13 protein-coding genes are annotated in these 17,084 nt (G+C 43.1%); 3 read left to right on the forward strand and 10 right to left on the reverse strand.

From position 1 onward, the window contains the following. Nucleotides 1-12 precede the first annotated feature (12 nt). Entirely contained in the window at nt 13-1,134 is a 1,122-nt protein-coding gene (locus tag FSB73_RS20700; RefSeq protein WP_146786666.1) for a tetratricopeptide repeat protein, read from the reverse strand. A gap of 558 nt (nt 1,135-1,692) precedes the next feature. Between FSB73_RS20700 and FSB73_RS20705 the strand changes: the two genes are divergently transcribed. The 3 genes from FSB73_RS20705 to FSB73_RS20715 are packed head-to-tail and all read left to right on the forward strand — an operon-like array spanning nt 1,693 to nt 3,361. Beyond that, nucleotides 1,693-2,259 carry a PAS domain-containing protein gene (locus FSB73_RS20705; protein ID WP_146786669.1) on the forward strand — a complete coding sequence of 189 codons (567 nt, stop codon included), beginning with the start codon at nt 1,693-1,695 and terminating at the stop codon, nt 2,257-2,259. Further along, nucleotides 2,256-2,495 (forward strand): response regulator transcription factor, encoded by a 240-nt coding sequence (locus FSB73_RS20710; protein ID WP_225974232.1) that lies wholly within the window; start codon nt 2,256-2,258, stop codon nt 2,493-2,495. Before FSB73_RS20705 ends, FSB73_RS20710 begins: the two co-directional genes overlap by 4 nt. 44 nt (nt 2,496-2,539) lie before the next feature. After that, nucleotides 2,540-3,361, forward strand: a complete 822-nt coding sequence (locus FSB73_RS20715) for an alpha/beta fold hydrolase (RefSeq protein ID WP_146786672.1) — start codon at nt 2,540-2,542, stop codon at nt 3,359-3,361. 333 nt (nt 3,362-3,694) lie between these two features. Here the strand turns inward: FSB73_RS20715 and FSB73_RS20720 are convergent, their stop codons facing one another. From FSB73_RS20720 to FSB73_RS20760, 9 genes are all read right to left on the reverse strand, one after another. Continuing rightward, a complete protein-coding gene (locus FSB73_RS20720; RefSeq protein ID WP_146786675.1) occupies nt 3,695-4,255 on the reverse strand; it encodes a hypothetical protein in 561 nt (186 codons plus the stop codon). A gap of 123 nt (nt 4,256-4,378) precedes the next feature. Further along, a complete protein-coding gene (locus tag FSB73_RS20725) occupies nt 4,379-4,687 on the reverse strand; it encodes a hypothetical protein (protein WP_146786677.1) in 309 nt (102 codons plus the stop codon). A 206-nt stretch (nt 4,688-4,893) separates the two neighbouring features. Further along, nucleotides 4,894-5,973, reverse strand: a complete 1,080-nt coding sequence (locus FSB73_RS20730; RefSeq protein WP_146786680.1) for a hypothetical protein — start codon at nt 5,971-5,973, stop codon at nt 4,894-4,896. 144 nt (nt 5,974-6,117) lie between these two features. Further along, a complete protein-coding gene (locus FSB73_RS20735) occupies nt 6,118-7,689 on the reverse strand; it encodes a DUF4431 domain-containing protein (RefSeq protein ID WP_146786684.1) in 1,572 nt (523 codons plus the stop codon). A gap of 48 nt (nt 7,690-7,737) precedes the next feature. Beyond that, the gene (locus FSB73_RS20740; protein WP_158639639.1) at nt 7,738-10,062 is read right to left on the reverse strand and encodes a fibronectin type III domain-containing protein; all 2,325 of its coding nucleotides are present in this window, start codon (nt 10,060-10,062) and stop codon (nt 7,738-7,740) included. 92 nt (nt 10,063-10,154) lie between these two features. Beyond that, nucleotides 10,155-10,820, reverse strand: coding sequence for a hypothetical protein (locus FSB73_RS20745; protein ID WP_146786691.1), 666 nt, complete (start codon nt 10,818-10,820; stop codon nt 10,155-10,157). 62 nt (nt 10,821-10,882) lie between these two features. Continuing rightward, nucleotides 10,883-11,284 (reverse strand): hypothetical protein, encoded by a 402-nt coding sequence (locus FSB73_RS20750; RefSeq protein ID WP_146786694.1) that lies wholly within the window; start codon nt 11,282-11,284, stop codon nt 10,883-10,885. Continuing rightward, complete coding sequence (locus tag FSB73_RS20755; RefSeq protein WP_146786696.1) at nt 11,260-13,464, reverse strand: hypothetical protein; 2,205 nt, start codon at nt 13,462-13,464, stop codon at nt 11,260-11,262. The genes FSB73_RS20750 and FSB73_RS20755 overlap by 25 nt, the downstream gene beginning before the upstream one ends. Continuing rightward, nucleotides 13,461-17,072 (reverse strand): hypothetical protein, encoded by a 3,612-nt coding sequence (locus FSB73_RS20760; RefSeq protein ID WP_146786699.1) that lies wholly within the window; start codon nt 17,070-17,072, stop codon nt 13,461-13,463. Before FSB73_RS20760 ends, FSB73_RS20755 begins: the two co-directional genes overlap by 4 nt. Nucleotides 17,073-17,084 lie beyond the last annotated feature (12 nt).

Raw genomic sequence — 17,084 nt, forward strand, 5'->3', positions numbered from 1 at the left:
GCCCTGCATTTCTCAGGGCTTCTTCCCTAAGGTTGATTTTTGACTGGCACGCATCATTTTAAGACCGCTGAATTTTTGCTGGTAATCATTTATAGAGGTGATGGCCGAATCTAAATAAATGTTTGCCAGTTTTTGTTTACCTGCCGCTGCGTACCACTTGCTTACCAGCGGATACCAAAATCTGAGGCGATCTGTTTGCTCAGACTTCGTAATATTTTCTTTTGCGTGGGTCAGATAATACCAGGCCTTGCTTAAATCCTCCCGTCTTAGGTAAATATCAGCCAGCGGTATGGCAGCGCCTGCTGCCGGCCCGTAATCCCCTATTTGCTCCGCCCCGGTAAAGTCAATAATGAGTAAACTGGTGGCCTGTTCAAATTTGCCTTGTAAATAAAAATTATACCCCAGGTTGCCTTTGGCAATCCTGACCCATTCCTTTTGGGGCTTTTTAAACCGGGTATGAATCACCTGATTAAAATAGTCATTGGACAACTGAAAATTATTCAGTTTTTGGTAACAAAGCCCCATTGTATTGCGCGCTGAATTGAGCACCATGGTGTTGAATTCATTTTCGGGGACCGCAAGCGCCTTTTTGAAGTACTGTATGGCTTTGTCATAGTCCTGAAAATAATAATAGGACTCCCCTATTTTTACTAAGTCCCGGGGTTTTTCCGGGTAAGCAGTAGCGGAGACCTGATCCACTTCCTTTTCCAGCAATAAATATTGCTCGAAGGCCAGTTCATAGTTCTTCTCGTAAACCCAGTAGAAATTGGCCAGTACCCGGATGGCCCGGATCTTGACAAATGGAGCATGGGCTTTTGCACTGCGATCAATTAAGGCCTTTAAGTCGTCGATGCATTTTTGCCCTCTGTGCCCCTTGAATTCTATATTATGGTAGCACATAAACAGATCCATTTCCAGGGCGAGGGCCGGATCATTATGGTTTAACGCATAGGTCTTGATCGAATCGACCCTGTTTTCAATCTTTGCGGAATCTTTCAGATCAATCAGCGAAACGTATAATTTAGAATATCCGGCTATATTTTCAGCATAGCTTTTGTGTAATAGCGATTGATATTGCCCCATGGTGAACAGGGGCAAAAGCAGCATTAGTAGGTTTAATAAAAATCTGGTCATTTTAATGGCCTGGTTACGAGCCGCTAAGATACAATAATTTAGAAAATCGAAAAAAGCAATTTACGGGGGCAGTGGTAGAGGGAAAAATGTCTCAAAGCATGTGCATGAACTTCCAATATACTTTAAATGTATGGATGCTCAATAGCAGTCGATCACAGGCTACAATTCCTGAATAAGCATTAAAAAGGCTTTAAAACAGACAAGGGGACGATTGAAGTCGCCCCCATGCTGGACTTGGCTGGCAATGCAATCATAAGATACTACTGCTTTGCATTGATACTTTTTCAAATATTTTGATGAATGGGACCATATTATAGAGGCTAATTTTAATGGCACTTTTGAAATATTTTCTCCACAAAATCAGTTTTGGTTGCGGCCGCATGTATATTATATTGATTTATTTTGAATTAATTAGTCCATAGTGATCTCGTTGATTTTAGGGTTAATGATTTAGCAGACATTATTTATTAAAGCAGTTTGCCTTTGTCATATAGACTGTAAAATTAATTCTGGCGGGCTATTTTTGATAATAAAAGCAAATCCAAAATTCGTAACAAGATGGGAAACAATCGATTCTTATCCGTGAGTTTTCAAGGGCATCTTCAAAATATTTATTACAGCAGGGACTTGGTGGAGGAAAAGTCCATCTACGACCTTTTATCAAAATTTGAAATGCTAAGCAGTAATCTACTTACTTCGCCACCGCTTTTATATCTGATTGACTATACCAAATCCTCTTATCTGGTGATGACGGACGCCACCAAAGCAATTACCTCATATGATCCCAGAGATTTTCTGGATGGGGGCATCCCTCAATTGATTGATATTTTCCAGCCAGATGATTTCAAAGTCTACAATACTTTGGTATTTCCAGCCAATATTGCTTTTTTGCAACAACATAAGGATCAACCCAGCGATAAATTTGTTTTTTCCTATAACTTCAGAGTCAAAGCAAAAAATGGCCAATTTGTAACCGTCTTGCAAAGAGGTTCCTATATTACCTCCCCTAATACAGGCCTGCCTCTTTTTAGTTTAGGTTATGTTATTGATATATCAGCTTTTAAAAGAGACCGGCTGATTTATCCTACAATAGAAGAAATAGATAAGATTCGTCTTTCATCGTGAAAAACAGACTAGTAGAAAATTTTTTCTATCCTTACGAGGAAGACAAGATCCTGAGTCGCAGGGAAAAATGCATTCTTACCATGATGGCGGATGGATTAAGCAGCAAACAAATTGCAGGAAATCTTCATATCAGCGAAAACACCATTGCCAATCACCGAAAAAATATGCTCCGAAAAACCAGTACAGGAAATGTGGCTCAATTGATTGCTTATGCCTGTAAAAGCAGTATAATTTAATCAACTTATTTAATTGGCTTTACTGATTATAACCAACACGCCCCATGCAAACCAAAGCGTTAATGCAGATAAATGACAGTAAAATTTACTCCGAAAAAATATCCAGAGGCCCAAAGACCCTTTTATTTTTGCACCCAAGTTCCAGTTCATGCACCATTTGGGAGCAACAGTGGCTGGCGCCAGCATTTGCCCCTTTTAGTTGTATCCCTCTGGATTTGCCTGGCCATGGCAGGTCCGGCCATAGCCAGCATCCAGAAAAGGATTATACCTTAAAATCATTTGGTGCCCGACTAAGAACATTTATTTCTGAATTTGATATTGATGAATATATTGTTGTCACACTTTCGATTTCGGCTAATTTTATAGCAGAGGTCGCCCCTCAACTAGAAAATTGCCGGGGATTTTTTATGGCCGGCGCGCCAATAACAGCCAAAAATATTACACCAGTAGAGATCCTGCAACCGTTTGAATATGGGGATGTGCTTTTTACCCCACAACCTGCCAGGCAAAGACTTGAAAATTACACCAGCAATTTGATTGTAACCGACGCCCCGCAAATCTTATTGCCGTTATTAAACGATTTTGAGCGAACAGACAGTGCCTACAGAAAATTTATGGGTCAGTGTATTCAGCAAGGACAATTGTCTGATGAGGCGCAGTTGCTCTGTCAATCTCAAAAACCGCTGGCATTTGTGTATGGAAGCCAGGAAAAAATCATCAATAAGGATTATCTTTTAACGGTTCCGCTACCTAAATGGCGAAACAAAATCCATTTAATTGATCGGGCCGGACATTTATGCAATTTGGACCAACCTGAAGCTTTTAATCAGTGCTTATTGTCTTTTGCTAAGGAGGTGTTTTTATAAGCCGCAGGCCAAACATACATTTGGACCCACCAAGCCGATATAGCAATGGTATTAGAAGTAGATGGGGCGGCTATTTTGAATATATTATCCATATTGTCCATATTGACTGGCCATTCCCTAACCGTTTGGCTCAGGTTTTTGCTTTGAGCGCGAACTTTATCAGCCTGAGATAAGGCGACCTTAATTGTAGGGGATCCTATCGAAGCGCTAAAGAATTACATTTTCTTAGGGGTCAAAATATAAAATATGGTGCTCCCCGAAAGAAAAAGTATTCAAACCGCTGACTATCTATCACGTGCCTGTCGATTATTATCGATAATATCTTAGTCTAAGCTAATTTTTATTCAACCTAAACTGATAGGAACCACGAACATATTGCCGGGCATTTTTATTCCATATTTTGAATTCCGCTTTATAATAAGGATAAATGGTTGTCTTATTGAGCACTTCCATTTCCAGGGTGAATACTTTTGCGTCTTCTGCTGATACCGGTGCACTTCCTTCAAAAAGATCATTATTGCGCATAAGCAACTTGCCGTCACTATTAGTGAGTTGTTGCCCCACCCCTACTTGAACCTTACCTTCTTGTTGTTCCCAGCCAGAAAGTCTCAAAATAAGCTGTAGTCTTTCACCCGGTTCAATGAGATTATTATTATCAATTAAGGCCCCTTCTTCGGTCATTAAAAAAGCCGCCACCACCTGTAAGCCCCCATCTCCCTCCCACTGAATCTGATTACGGATTTTGTCCGGGCTATTTAGTACGGTTTTTAAATGGTCGACTGTTTTATTACCACTTTCGTGACGTACACTGACCTGGCAGCTGTAAAAGCAAAACAGGGTTAAGACGGGTATTATCCACAACATCCGCTGTTGCTTGAATAATTGTAGTTTCATAATATTTAGTTTATTTAAAAAAAAATGAGTTTGGCGTAGAGCGTAAATTAAAAAGGCACTATTTTCTTTTGTCAAAGGCCCTTTACAATCCAATTTGTTGTCCTATAATGATCTTTAGCAGCATTACAAATGACAACTATAATATCCCTGTATGATCTGATCAGGATGAATTTTGCTCCAAATGTGAAAATCGACGCTAAATTCATCGACCAGGCGATCAATATTTTCAACGAAAGCAGAAAGAGAAATCTTTTCCACCGCTCTTAGTGGAAAATAACCATAGGCCGCAAATAGATCAGCTTCATTGAGGAAGCTTTGACCTTCATCAGTGGTAATGCGCTGCGCCGCACCAACACGAATCTGTTCCTGCATTGCCTCCGCTTCACCCAGCCATCTTTGAATGATAAGATGCAGCTGAATCTTTTCATCCAAATTAATCAGACTTAAGCTCACGCAGTAAAGAACCACTGGCGTATTGTAACCAGACTTGCTCTACAAGCAAGCCACCAGTCGTTTCCAACTGGATATTGTTTCTGATTTTGATATGCATAATTTTGATTTTACTTTTATATTACTTTGATTTTGACACTGATTTTAAAGTTGATTAATTTTTTGGCCGTACAGCAAAATCATAACGATTACTTGAATAATAGCTGGGTACTTATTATTTTCCCAGCAGTCGCATCTATGGAAATTAAATAACTCGAATTTACCACATACAGTGTGTCGCCCGCCAGCTGGAAAATAGGTTTGGTATACGTATTTTGATCATCGGGTAATTGCGGTAATGTCAACGTCCAAACGCTATTTAGATCTGAGCGTCGCACCATGGTTAATAACAGATCCCTATTATTATCTGTGGTAATCTTGCTGCAAACAAATAAATGATGCTTGTAATCCATCAGTTCGTTATGTGTCACGTTAGAGAAGCCAGGTTCTGCCAAAACAAAACCAGGATCCAGAAATGTTTCTTTGGAAGAAAGTTGTTTCCCATTAGTAATCTGTCCTCTCTCACTGCTTGTGCAACGATAACCCTCTATATCATCAGCAAGTTGAGACAGTACAATAGGTGCGTAAAACGCTTTAAACCCCGTTTGTTCGGTCTTAGAGCGTGTTGTATTCCTTACCAGGTCCTCGTTTTCCAATAAAGTGTATTTTCCGCTTTGTGCATTAACTATGTAATACCTGCCATCTGTCGCAAGGGCTGCCACCCTGCCCTCCTTTTCATCCACATATATACTGTTTCCTGTATTTAATTTAATACCTGGATTTAGATGATCCAGCTCCTCCATAGTAAAGGCCATTTTCTGGTTCGCTATATGAAAAATAGCCAGGCCAATTTCACCCTTTTTCGTATCCATTGATTGTAACCAGACATTTACGCCGTCATTATACAGCACCTCAAGCCTCATTTTGGATTTATAGGGCTTAGCAAGTAAGTTTTTACCACTCACTGGTTCTAATAACGTAAGGTAATAGCTGATAATACCTTGTTGACGAACCATGTTGCCCTTCCTTGAATATTGTAAGATAAATATACTGCTATAGGTGCAGGCAAGTATATGACCCGACGGGTCAAACTGCGCACTCTCAAATTTGGGTTGTTTGCTACCCAATTTACAGCCAGTCAATAGTTGCAGCCCCAAAAGGGAAACAAGCACAAAAAAGGAAATAAACACCTTTTTTTGAAGTATAAAGGGATGGAACACAAGTCGCATATTTATCTGAATTTAAGCGCGTTAATACGAGTTTTAAATAATATCAATTCCTTCAATTACACCGCTAACATTTTTATCCTTAAACCTATATCTACACTTTGATTCCCTGGAAGTAACACATAGAAAAAGTAACCCAAAAGTGTCTTACTGAACCTGTATCGTATGAATAACAAATACAACAGGGGTAATATGTTGCTTTGAAGTGCCAGGCAAAAATGTCCCCGTTACAAGTACCTGTTTACCATAATATTCTTGCAAAGCGATGGATCTGTTCTCTGTTAACAGCTGTACGCTAGCAATACTACTGACCAAAGGCTGTTCCAATGAGGCGCCTACGCTAAAGGGTGGCGGCTGGACGCTTATAGGATGATCCAACTGTAGCGTGGTTACGGTGAAGGGTATATTTATATTGGAAACATCAGTCTCATTGTTTCCAGAGCCGAGACCAGCACCTTCATTGCCAATGCCACCTACCTTTTGTTTAACCAAACCAGATAACAAGGTATTTGGGGTTTCATAAATAAATGTATTGGGTGGGCTGGCAATGTCTGCAAAATATAAGTCACCAAAATCATCCGGATATTTTTGTTCAATAACCTTAACAGGCTTGTTTTTAAATCCTTCAAAATAGGCTACGTCATATCGGTGCAATAAAAACTGCGCATGACCAGGGTTAAAATGAAAAGTCAAATACCGATGTTCATAGTCCATTTCTGAGGTGGCTATACGCTGTTCAATCGTAAAATAGGTATTTTTAATAACCAGGCGAATATTTTGAATAGGTCTACCTTCTGTGGGATAATAAGGTAAAAGCAGCTTTCTGTTTTCTGATTGTAACCGATAAGTTCCATCGCTGTTTTCCAAAAGAAGCATCAGCGAGACCTTCTCATCGTTTTGCACAAGTAACAACGCATCTGCAACAAAATCGTCACCGTTAAGATCTCCTATGACAAAGCTAATGAGCTGATAGGCTTCAGGGATCATTTTTTGGAACTTTTTAGCAGCGTCATTAATAGAAAGATTGTTATTAGCGATATTTTCAGGTTCCATCCCAGAGCGGTTCTTTGAAAGCTTGTTTAATATTACCGCCTCGGTCGCCTCAGAAAATGTCAATGGACCGGTTGGGGTCGCCTGGATCAGCACTCTTGCAAAAAGGTCTTCCTCTCCGTAATGACTGGTTGTAGATCGGTATTCCTTAAATAGATATTGTCCCCTCGCATTTTTTTTAAAGCTTATAGATATTCTGCTAAAACTGCTATTACTCCCCAAATGATAATCAACATGCAATTCACTGTCCAGCAGATAAATGGATGAGCTGCCAGCTGATCCAAGCATGGCAGGATCCATAACAAGCCCCTCATTTTCTGCAATTAGTTGATAAGCACCCTTATGAACCCGCAACAGCAATATTTTCTCAAAATCAGGTGGCTCATCACCAGTGCTTTTACTTTGCAGTTCAACCAACAGATCCCCAGAATCGGCGCCGGATGCCCAACCCGGTCCGGAGATACTGACAATATCATACCCACTGGTAAAGCCGAGGACGGCAGCGCTATCGCGCTGCCCAAATACGCAGCTATTACTGGTGACTAATTGCAAAAGTAAGAGCAAAAACAAGCAATATTTGCCACGGATGCGCATTTTGTGCATCCGATCTTTTTGTTTTTGAACTTCAGCAAAATCACTTTTCTGTAGTACAACTAGGACTTCTGGCATTGCTTAAAAAAATTAGTTATATAGAAGATAAATTGCTATACGCCATAATTAGTTTGTCTGAACGTTGACTACCTGACTTAGGGGTGATTTACCGCTTGATTTACCCACAGCCTTATTATCTTTATTCATTTCATGAAATTCAATGGCATATTGGTAGTGCTTGCCGCTGGTCACGCCTATATCTTCAAAACTGTTTTTGACAGCTAATGCCTTTCCATCTTTGGTAGAACCATCCACAGATTCCGCTGCTGACACCTGCAGCGAACGCCAGGGAGCTAATATACCATCCCCTACGCCGCGGTGTATGATGATGTAATAAGGCTGCGCTATAGCGGGCCCAGCCCACTGTAGGACAATAGATCGTTTTTCTTTTTGGTAAACGGCCTTTAACTTGTCAGGCCTTGGCAGTACAAACCCATTATGTAAGTAGCCAGAGACTTTAGCCGATAACTTGCTTCGTGGTCCCGTACTATCTACTGTCGCCGCCGCATAAATATAAGTCTGGTTCTGACAAGCGGTACTATCCTCAAACTGAAAGGGGACTCCAAAGGGCTGTTGCTGGATAACAGTTAAGGTATCCCACGGCGCATCGCCTGACTTTTTTCGGTAAATTTCATAACCTAAGACACCCTCACTGCTACTGCCGATCCACTCCGTAATGATGGCATTTTGGGTGGAGTATATGCTTTTGGCTACCGGTGCAGAAGGTGGAGTCACCACCGGCTTTTGGATATCAACGGCTTCAGAATAGTCTGAATGGTTGCCTTGTTTATCCAGGGCTACGATTTTATAGTAGACATGCCGGTCAAGTGTAGTAGGGCTAATGCTGTCCACAAACAAGGTAGACTTGACAGGATACTGCGTGACTTGAATAAAATTTGAGGTAGGATTATAAGAATAGTAAACCTTATAGCCACTCATATCTTTTTCCTTATTGGCATCCCATTGTAGTACAATCATCCCTGCTGCGTCCATCATGCCTTTAAGCCCAGTAGGCGCTGCTGGTGGAATACTATCGGTGAGTAGCCCCATGCGAGGCATAGAATAAGCATAATTGCCTGCGGTGTCTACACTGGCTACCACGTAGAATATCTTATCCCCTGCGCTAGCCGTCGTATCGATAAAGGAAGTTGCACTTTTGGGAAGTAGTTTATCATGCACAGGATAAAACGGGCCATCATGCTCACTGCCTCTGGCCACAAAATAACCCACCAGATCACCTGCTTTCTCGGGATCCCTCCACCTGATAAATATATGATTTAGAAATATATTGGCCACACTGTCAACAATGACCCGACTGGGTGGTGTTCGGTCCACCCCATGGACTTTAATGGGCTCACTATAGGGACTTGTGTCACCAAAAGGATCTATACCAGCAATGCGGTAATAATAATCCACATAATTTTCCGGGATACTATCAAAAAACACCTGCCGGTCTCTGAGTACAGCCTGTACTTTTCCCTGCAAACTATCACCGCCCTTATCCAGGGCTGGATTATAGGAGCTGAAATAAGGTTCCGGAGTTAATAACTGATAGGTTTTTCCGCCATCTATACTGCGCTGAATAAAAAAGTAATCAAATCCGCCTTTTTGCTGCCGGTTCCATTGGAGTTCAATTTTCATATCATTACCCATACCCTCCAGGCCCTGGGGCGTCAATGGTTTTGCAGGAACTGCATTCACCAGTTTTGTAATGCCTGCCTTCAAAGGCTCCCCTTCACTGGCCGTGTCACTTTGGACAATATACCCATAATACATGCCTTTAGTGACCGCTTTATCCACCAGCCTGAACCCCATTACCTCGGCAGCCTTTTTGGAAAGATCTGCGGCCTGCATGGCCACGAAAAAACGTAGGTTATACGCATCACTTTGCTGCTCAATCTCTTCCACCAGACTGCGGGGTGCCTTACTTGTCATCGTAAAGTCCTTTCCATAAAGAGCCTGCGCCGCCATGGCGACATAAGGATCTTTACCTGCCGCCAGGGTATTGAGCTTTTCTAATGTCCAGGGCAAAATAGGTGTAGGTGTCAGAAGTGTCGTGTCCACTTTGCCGTTAAAGCCATAAGTTATCCGATAAACCGTATACCCTTTACGCCGGCTGACACCCCAGGCGATCCCGTCTGTAGGCGCCCACCTTAAAACAATAGAGTCGCCAAAGGCCTTTGCTTTAAGGGCAATTCCAAAAGGTGCACTGCTGTCTGTAAGAGGCGCACTTTGCGCCAGTAAGGACTGGCAGCTGATTATTACGATTATCGTCAGCCCCAATACCATGCACAAAATCTTGCCTAGGCTAATCAACCAAATGCGGTTCCTGGTGTTAAAGTTTATCTTCAGGGATAAATTCATTTTTGTTTTATTAAATAGTATTTTCATAACGTAAGATTAAGTGACGAGTCGTTAAACGAGTTACTATGTCTGAAAGGTCTTCACTGTTTATAACTTTACTTTATTGAATAATAAATAGCCTACTGGGGAAAAATGATAAAGGGCACAGGCACCTCGGAAACAATCGTTTTGGTCCTGGAGGCCTGAATTTCCTCTGCCAGCGTCGTTATCCGCATGGATTTACTGTTTTGTACCCCTCTGCTGATATCCCCTACGGCCTTCATCCATGGCGTATTACTCCTGTCTTGCTGAAACTGCAGAGTTCTGATAGGATTTATGCCATAGGTGAATATCAGTGGATGCTGGCTACCGCTAGGTAAAGACTTAAACGTCAATGCCTGAATTCGGTTTTTAAGATCTTTATCCAAAGCACCGTTTAACCAGAAATAGTCATCCTGCCCCGGTTGTATTTGCACTGTTCCGTATTTAGTCTTGGCCAGCAGGTGCCGATCTGTAATAAACTTATCATACACATATTTTTCATTAGAATTATTCGTAATATTGGTTACAAGATCATTAATAAAGGTCGCCGAAAAGCCAAGGTCCGATAAAATGCTGCGATTTTTCTTCGTCTCATCAATTAACTTCTGGAGGGCCGCATAATTACTACTGAACTGGCTTTGATAATAAATGTATGCATCTGCAGCATTTTTAAGCAGCACAAGATCGTAAGCATAATACTTGTCGCGTTCATAACCGATGGACAGGTTCGTTTTATCTATTGGGCCGCCATTTATAGTGCCCAAGTGTGGCCTGCCTGTTATCTTTCCGGTTGTCCAGTCAATATGTCCTGAGGCGAGGGTACCATCTATATTAATAGCCCCATCCGGTCTTGGTCCCCACCTAGTTGGATTAAGGCGCGAATCGTAGCCGCCCCATAATCTACATTCAGCCTGGCATTCTCCAGTCTGGATTGCAAGCTATACAGCACGTTCATATGCTTATCATTTTCGATGTTTTTATCAAAACCCATTTTAACGTAAAGTAAGGGCGGTATGGTATAGGTATAAGGATTATTACCCTCTGCCGCCTCTCCTACCTGGCGCACCTGACCTTTGATTTCCCATTCATCAAAACCTTCAGGGCCTTGCTTGGTATAAAGTGTTGCGGTCGTATACTTAGCCTGTTCAACCTTTATTAGGTTTTCTGTTGCTGTACCACTTTCTTTGATCAATCCTCCACTGGTCAACTCACTTCCAAAGGAAGCCATTTTATCGGCGAAGGTGTTAAATTGACTGGTTCTAAAATCATCTGGTAAATAATCCGGCCGGTAGCTGGCTGATAAACAGCCACTTCCTTGCCTTGGGCCGTGGTGCCGTCCTGAATCTTAGTTGGATCAACCGTCCCGTTTTCAATCCCCTCATTAATAACCGTCATGACCGGTGTTTCACCTTTTCTAAACCTATCAATGGCATCGCGATGACTTTGTTCTTGCTTCGCTTTATTTCGGATACCACGCTCGGAGGCGGAGGTAGTAGTCGGTGATTGTATGGCATTTCCACTACCTGATGCGCCTAAGATATTGACGGAAGTATTGATAGATACTGTACTGAAATCCACATCTGCCATAGACACTGTACCCGTCCCTGCTGTCTTTTCCAGATCCACCAGCTCGGTCGTTGTCTTGATTTCTTGGGTCTTGCTGGACTCGATGCTAAAGTACATCCGGTAGGTCGTACTGTTTTTCAGACTACCCGGCAAATCAAACAGGATATCATTACCATTGACTGAAAAATTGGTATTAATGACCTGACCACCATCGGCTTCAATAATGGTTAGTTTCTTAATTGGATTAGAATCATTCTCTAATTTAAAATACTTGTCGTTTCTCTGATCGACGACGACCATGGATTTTTTACCCTTAAATTCATTTTTCAAAAAGTAGTTTTGACCGTTGATCGGATAGCTGATCACGACGTGACGTTCACTGATGGTATCTGGTGCTATACCGGTGGTAAAGGCAATGGATTCCTCCTCTTCACTTTTCCCTGCCGGCTTTTGCCAATTGTTATTAATTAACTCTTCTGCTTTGCAATGAATGGTAATGGTATATTTCATTTTTTCTCTAAAAGCTTCATCTGACCAAAGGGTCATGGTGTAACCATCAGCACTGAACTGTTTGGTGCCCTGACCGACATAACCGTTATCTTCACTTTTGACTGTATAATGATCCACCTTAAAGCGGAAGGTTCTGGTCGTCTCATGGCCCTCTTTATCCATTACATTAAATTTAAATGGCTTATTATCCATGGGCAGGTTAAAGATCACATAAGGTTTGGCAAAGACGCTAACATTATCGGTACCCGGTCCCACCTCGGCAATCAGTTTAATGGACGCCAGTGGATCCATCTCAGGCACACAGACTTCGCCAATTTCAAATTTCATGCTTTTATTGACATGCACCATACCACCCAGGGCTTCTCCTACAATTTTAATGCGGCCATTCATCCAGGTAGGATTGGGCAATCCGGCTTTAATGGCTGCTCCTACCTGTAATTTGGCTAGGGTTACATTACCACTGAACAGACCGACATCTATATGCAGATCTACCCCCATGGCAAAGTATGCAAAGACCTGTCCAACGGCGTACCAGTTATTCATCCCAAAGGAAGTGCCCACCTGGCAGCTACCCGGATTGGTAACATGTAGTAAAGCAACGTCAAAACCAACCGTAGCCTTCGCATAAGCGCGTATAACAGCCAGGTCCACATTGATGTTACCGTGCACCAGGGCACCAAACATAAACCCACTGGCACTACCCCCCTGATTTATCATATTAATAACGCTGTTTTCATTGCTGCTTTGCGTACTATAGCCAAGAAATTTATTGATTTCGTCCGGTAGTGGTGGAAACTTAGGCAATATCGAACCAATACAGAAATAAGCCTCTCCATACAACGATCCAGAGACAATACCCGCATCCATTTTCCAAATCGTTACTTTAACTTTAGAGAAGGCATCCCCTAGCCGGCTGGCGCCATTGCCATCCGGACAGCCTACATATAAGTAATAATCAAAATTGCTGTTTTGGCTTTGACGTGTCTTTTGCTCAGCCGCTGTTTCACCAATAGGTATAGGCGTGTTAGCACCAAAATATAACCAGATCGGGACTTTAGCCTCAGCAATGATTACTTTTACAGTTGCTTTTAAAAACGCGTCAAATTGATCGTTTTGTATATCATATTGCATCAAAAGATCAGTATGCACCAGTCCCGCACTACCTTCTTTGCCGTCTGAGACCACATCAGCTTGCCCTACAATCCCAATGTTAATAGGTGCACCATTTAGAATACCGACCGTTAAGGTGGCCTTCGCCTTTAAGACGGTGGCCTGAATATAAGACAGCGTTAAGCTCGCCTGGATGCCTTCGGCATTTTCTACGGGCTTCATTTTAGGCACCCCCCACCAATGGACTGATCTATCTCCAGATTATGGTAATAGCCGCCCCCAAAGCCGTTAATGATTAACGGACCAATTTGGGCAATGCCTTTGGTGCCGTCATACACACTGGCCCCGAAACCAAAATATTTAAATCCTTTTACCGCCGTACCAAAAACAACATTGGCCTTAATATTAATACCCGGCGGGAAGGATACGGATCCTGCTCCCATAATGCCCTCGCCCCAGATGTCATCATGCATAAATCCAAGCGAAGCACTGACTTCCACAGGTCCGAACTTGCCGTTAATGGCAATAGAATCCACCTTACAATGCACTTCGGGCTTAGGCGTATAATCAGCGGGATCGATATAACCGTAGAGATTTAAAATGGACTTGCCACCTAGACCTATGGATCCAAATCCAAGATTCATATCCAGTTCAAAGGACATGCCCACCTTGATTCCATTATCATCCATACCGACCAGCGGTTTGGGGGATTTCAGGCTAACGCTAAATCCACCCACACCACGATCGTTTTCACTGGCACCAGCACCTACCGCTCCAGGCAAGCCCTCAGGTACATAAAAGGGCTGTTCGTGATTAGGGCCTGACAATGCGTAACGACCTTTTAATTCTTGGTATTCATCCAGGGATTGTTCTAGTGGCCGCTGCATAAAAGCGGTGCTGCTGCTAGGTTCACTGCCCGTATGGATGTTGCCTGGCATAAAATAAAATTCATTGCGTCCTTCTTTGCGGTTGCCCATTTGCATGCCCTGTATGGTAAGCGCCGTAAAGACGATATGGACCGGATTATTGATGGTTACATTTAGCTTACCGTTAAGTTCCATCTGTATGGCGGCTCCCAGCGGATCTTTTTGTATGGTAAATAAAGAGTTGGGTTCCAGGTTAAAGTCTGCTGCCCAAAATGGAATATGTACCCCGCCTGAAGGTGGTTTTATGGAGAAAGCATAACTGAGTCCGTCCTCTTCAGTCGTGCTAAGCAGGCATTCATAACTCAGCTGGTCGGTGCTGATGGGTAGTCCGACTTTTCCTGTCATGTTCGCTTTTTGCGGCATCCACTCCTTAATGGGAATGGATAGCTGGTCTATCGTAAAGGCCCATTTTCCGATAGATCCTTTTTCCAGCAGATCTTTGGCCTGGATATCCACCCAAAGGCCGTTATCTTCACTTAGGAACAAATCACCGAATTCTACGCTTGGCCGGGTGCTGCCGGAACTGATAAAGTCAGCTGGTAACTGCATACTTAGTTTTTCCATATACAGTCCTTGATAGGCCGGCTGGTCTCTATGCAGAAAAGTATGGCCATTTTCATCCTTTGGCCAGTTTTGCACGGTGGGGTTTTGTAATAAGGAATGATCATAATACAGCCCTTCTTTGGCAGACACGGTAAATCCTTTCAGGCCTTCAATCTCAAAGTCTTCGGAAGGTTCCAGTTTGGCCATCCAGTCGTTCCACTCCCTAAAGGAAAAGCTTGTTTTCATTTTCACTCTTTCTGCTGTTGCTACACCCAGGCTATTAACGGCCTTTAGTTTAGCAGGTAGCAGCACCTCTGCCTTGACAAAAAGTTTTTCAAACCCGTCTTTGCCATTCCATTTTAAGTACGTTGTTTGCGTGGTATCCAGTTCGGACATCTCCCCGCTGGGAACAGCCCCTTTTAAGGTGAAGGCAACCTCTCCAAAATCAATACTTCTGTCTGAGGGCAGATATAACAGGCCATGTTCCATGGATAATCCGGTGGGATTAATACAGAATCCGGCGCCGCATAGAGAAAGCCACTGATTGCCCATGCCGGCACCTGGAATATTCATGCTGAATAGCATGCGCATATCGGTTCCGTTTGGTTTGAAGATGATACCTGTAATGGCCAGTGTGGCCGCTACACCTGCAAAGTCCTGGTTATTTAATCCCAAAGGAAAATCTACGGCTTCTTTGCCTTCAAATTGCTTGTCCAGATGTGCTACCTCGTTTACTCTTTTCAAAATAGGATCGATAATGGGGCCAGTCAGGTTTTTCACCTTGTTCTGATAGTCTGGCAAAGAAAGCTGCAGCCAGTCCGCTCCCGCGGTCTTGTCCCAGTTGGTGGTGACAGTGCCCGCCAGCAGTTGTCTTTTTTCATTGATACGAATACTTTCAAAAACAACGTTCAGCATAATAGGATGACCAAAGGGTTGCCACATGATAATGCCGGATCCTTTAAATAGGGTTTCATTAGGGACTATGCGCGTCGCCTGACTGACCACCATGACAAAGTCGCCCACATGAACGCTGTCGCCCGGCAGTAAATCTCCCGAGTAAACCGGACTATCGGGGTCTAGTGGATTTTGCAAAGTGCAACCGTTTTGTGCAGTTAAGGCCAGAGACACGGCCTTAGGGGGCGAAGGCAGATCAGTCTGGCCGCTAATAGTAGTAGTCGTCGCAGGCACTACTTTACCAGCAACGGCTGTCCTGGAAAAATCTGTAAATGAACTTTTTGGTGTATAGGTGATGGCGGCGATTTCGCTGTAGCCTTGATTGGCGATCTCAATTGGATTACCTGGAATATTTTGGGCGATAGCCCTGACCCTAATAATGTATTTTTTCCCGGCCTGTAATACATGTGGATATCTGAGCGTATCTAGTAAAAACATATTGGTGGTGAGCCCGCGCTTTTGAAAGACCACAGGATTGCGCTTCCCGTCACTAAGTGCCTGCCCCGGGAACATCTGGCGGATTTCAAAATCATAGCTAAGCATACCTAATGGCAGTCCACAGGTACTGCTAGGTGGTGTCCATGCAAACTGTATCTGAGCGGAATTAGGGGTAAAGCTGCTAAAACCACCTGCGTTACTCATACCGCGACCTTTGCCGCTGGCCATCAAAGTGGATACTGGCATGGTAAACTGTGGTGCGGCTGCCGTGTAACAAATTCTAAATACGGCGCAACTTGTACCGGGCGCAGAAAGTGGCACAGACTGACCGGGTTTATCATAGTCGTATGCCGTGACACAAACCCGGTAAATTCCTTCTGGCAGTTTATAATTGACAGCGTTTTGTCGCAGTTCTGAGAGGCTTAAATTATTAAACTGCAGTTGTCTGCGAGAGAAATTACCGAAGGCGTCTTCAATATTTTGGCGATTCAGTTGTAAAACCTGATTGGGCGCCAGTGTTATTGGTTGGGACGGTTGGTAATCGGGACGCAGTGTAACGCTGGCCGGCGTGGGTGACAATCTTTCTATTTTTGCACTTAATTTAATGCGTCTGGGTGATTGTCCCGTATTAATGACCTGGATCAATAGTTTTTTGGTAAGGCTCTCTTCTACCTGTCCGTAATGACCGCCCGTAATATCTGCCGCTAACTGTGGCAGATAAGGAGAGACTGGCTGCATCACGGTGACCTGAACCTGAACGGGCATTTGAGCCAATGAAGCACCTGAAGCAAATAGCAAACAAAGCGCTAATAGTAATGACTGAATGTAAGGGCGTATCGTTGGTCTTGATAAGGGGCGAACAAGCGGACCTACAAAAAACCGCAATGCGGGGCATATCAATTGCAGCTTTAGCCAGTCTAGTAAAGATGGATTGCTATAGGTATTAGAAAGGGACTTTTGAAGTTTCATTGCTGCTCTTAT

Origin of the sequence: Arachidicoccus ginsenosidivorans (genome assembly GCF_007971385.1) — a bacterium.
In the GTDB taxonomy this organism is placed as follows: domain Bacteria; phylum Bacteroidota; class Bacteroidia; order Chitinophagales; family Chitinophagaceae; genus Arachidicoccus; species Arachidicoccus ginsenosidivorans.

Bases quoted from the DNA above. Each gene is read 5' to 3' on its own strand.
- FSB73_RS20700 (WP_146786666.1), bottom strand. From the start codon at position 1,134: ATGACCAGATTTTTATTAAACCTACTAATGCTGCTTTTGCCCCTGTTC.
- FSB73_RS20705 (WP_146786669.1), top strand. From the start codon at position 1,693: ATGGGAAACAATCGATTCTTATCCGTGAGTTTTCAAGGGCATCTTCAA.
- FSB73_RS20715 (WP_146786672.1), top strand. From the start codon at position 2,540: ATGCAAACCAAAGCGTTAATGCAGATAAATGACAGTAAAATTTACTCC.
- FSB73_RS20720 (WP_146786675.1), bottom strand. From the start codon at position 4,255: ATGAAACTACAATTATTCAAGCAACAGCGGATGTTGTGGATAATACCC.
- FSB73_RS20730 (WP_146786680.1), bottom strand. From the start codon at position 5,973: ATGCGACTTGTGTTCCATCCCTTTATACTTCAAAAAAAGGTGTTTATT.
- FSB73_RS20735 (WP_146786684.1), bottom strand. From the start codon at position 7,689: ATGCCAGAAGTCCTAGTTGTACTACAGAAAAGTGATTTTGCTGAAGTT.
- FSB73_RS20740 (WP_158639639.1), bottom strand. From the start codon at position 10,062: ATGAAAATACTATTTAATAAAACAAAAATGAATTTATCCCTGAAGATA.
- FSB73_RS20750 (WP_146786694.1), bottom strand. From the start codon at position 11,284: ATGGCTTCCTTTGGAAGTGAGTTGACCAGTGGAGGATTGATCAAAGAA.
- FSB73_RS20755 (WP_146786696.1), bottom strand. From the start codon at position 13,464: ATGAAGCCCGTAGAAAATGCCGAAGGCATCCAGGCGAGCTTAACGCTG.
- FSB73_RS20760 (WP_146786699.1), bottom strand. From the start codon at position 17,072: ATGAAACTTCAAAAGTCCCTTTCTAATACCTATAGCAATCCATCTTTA.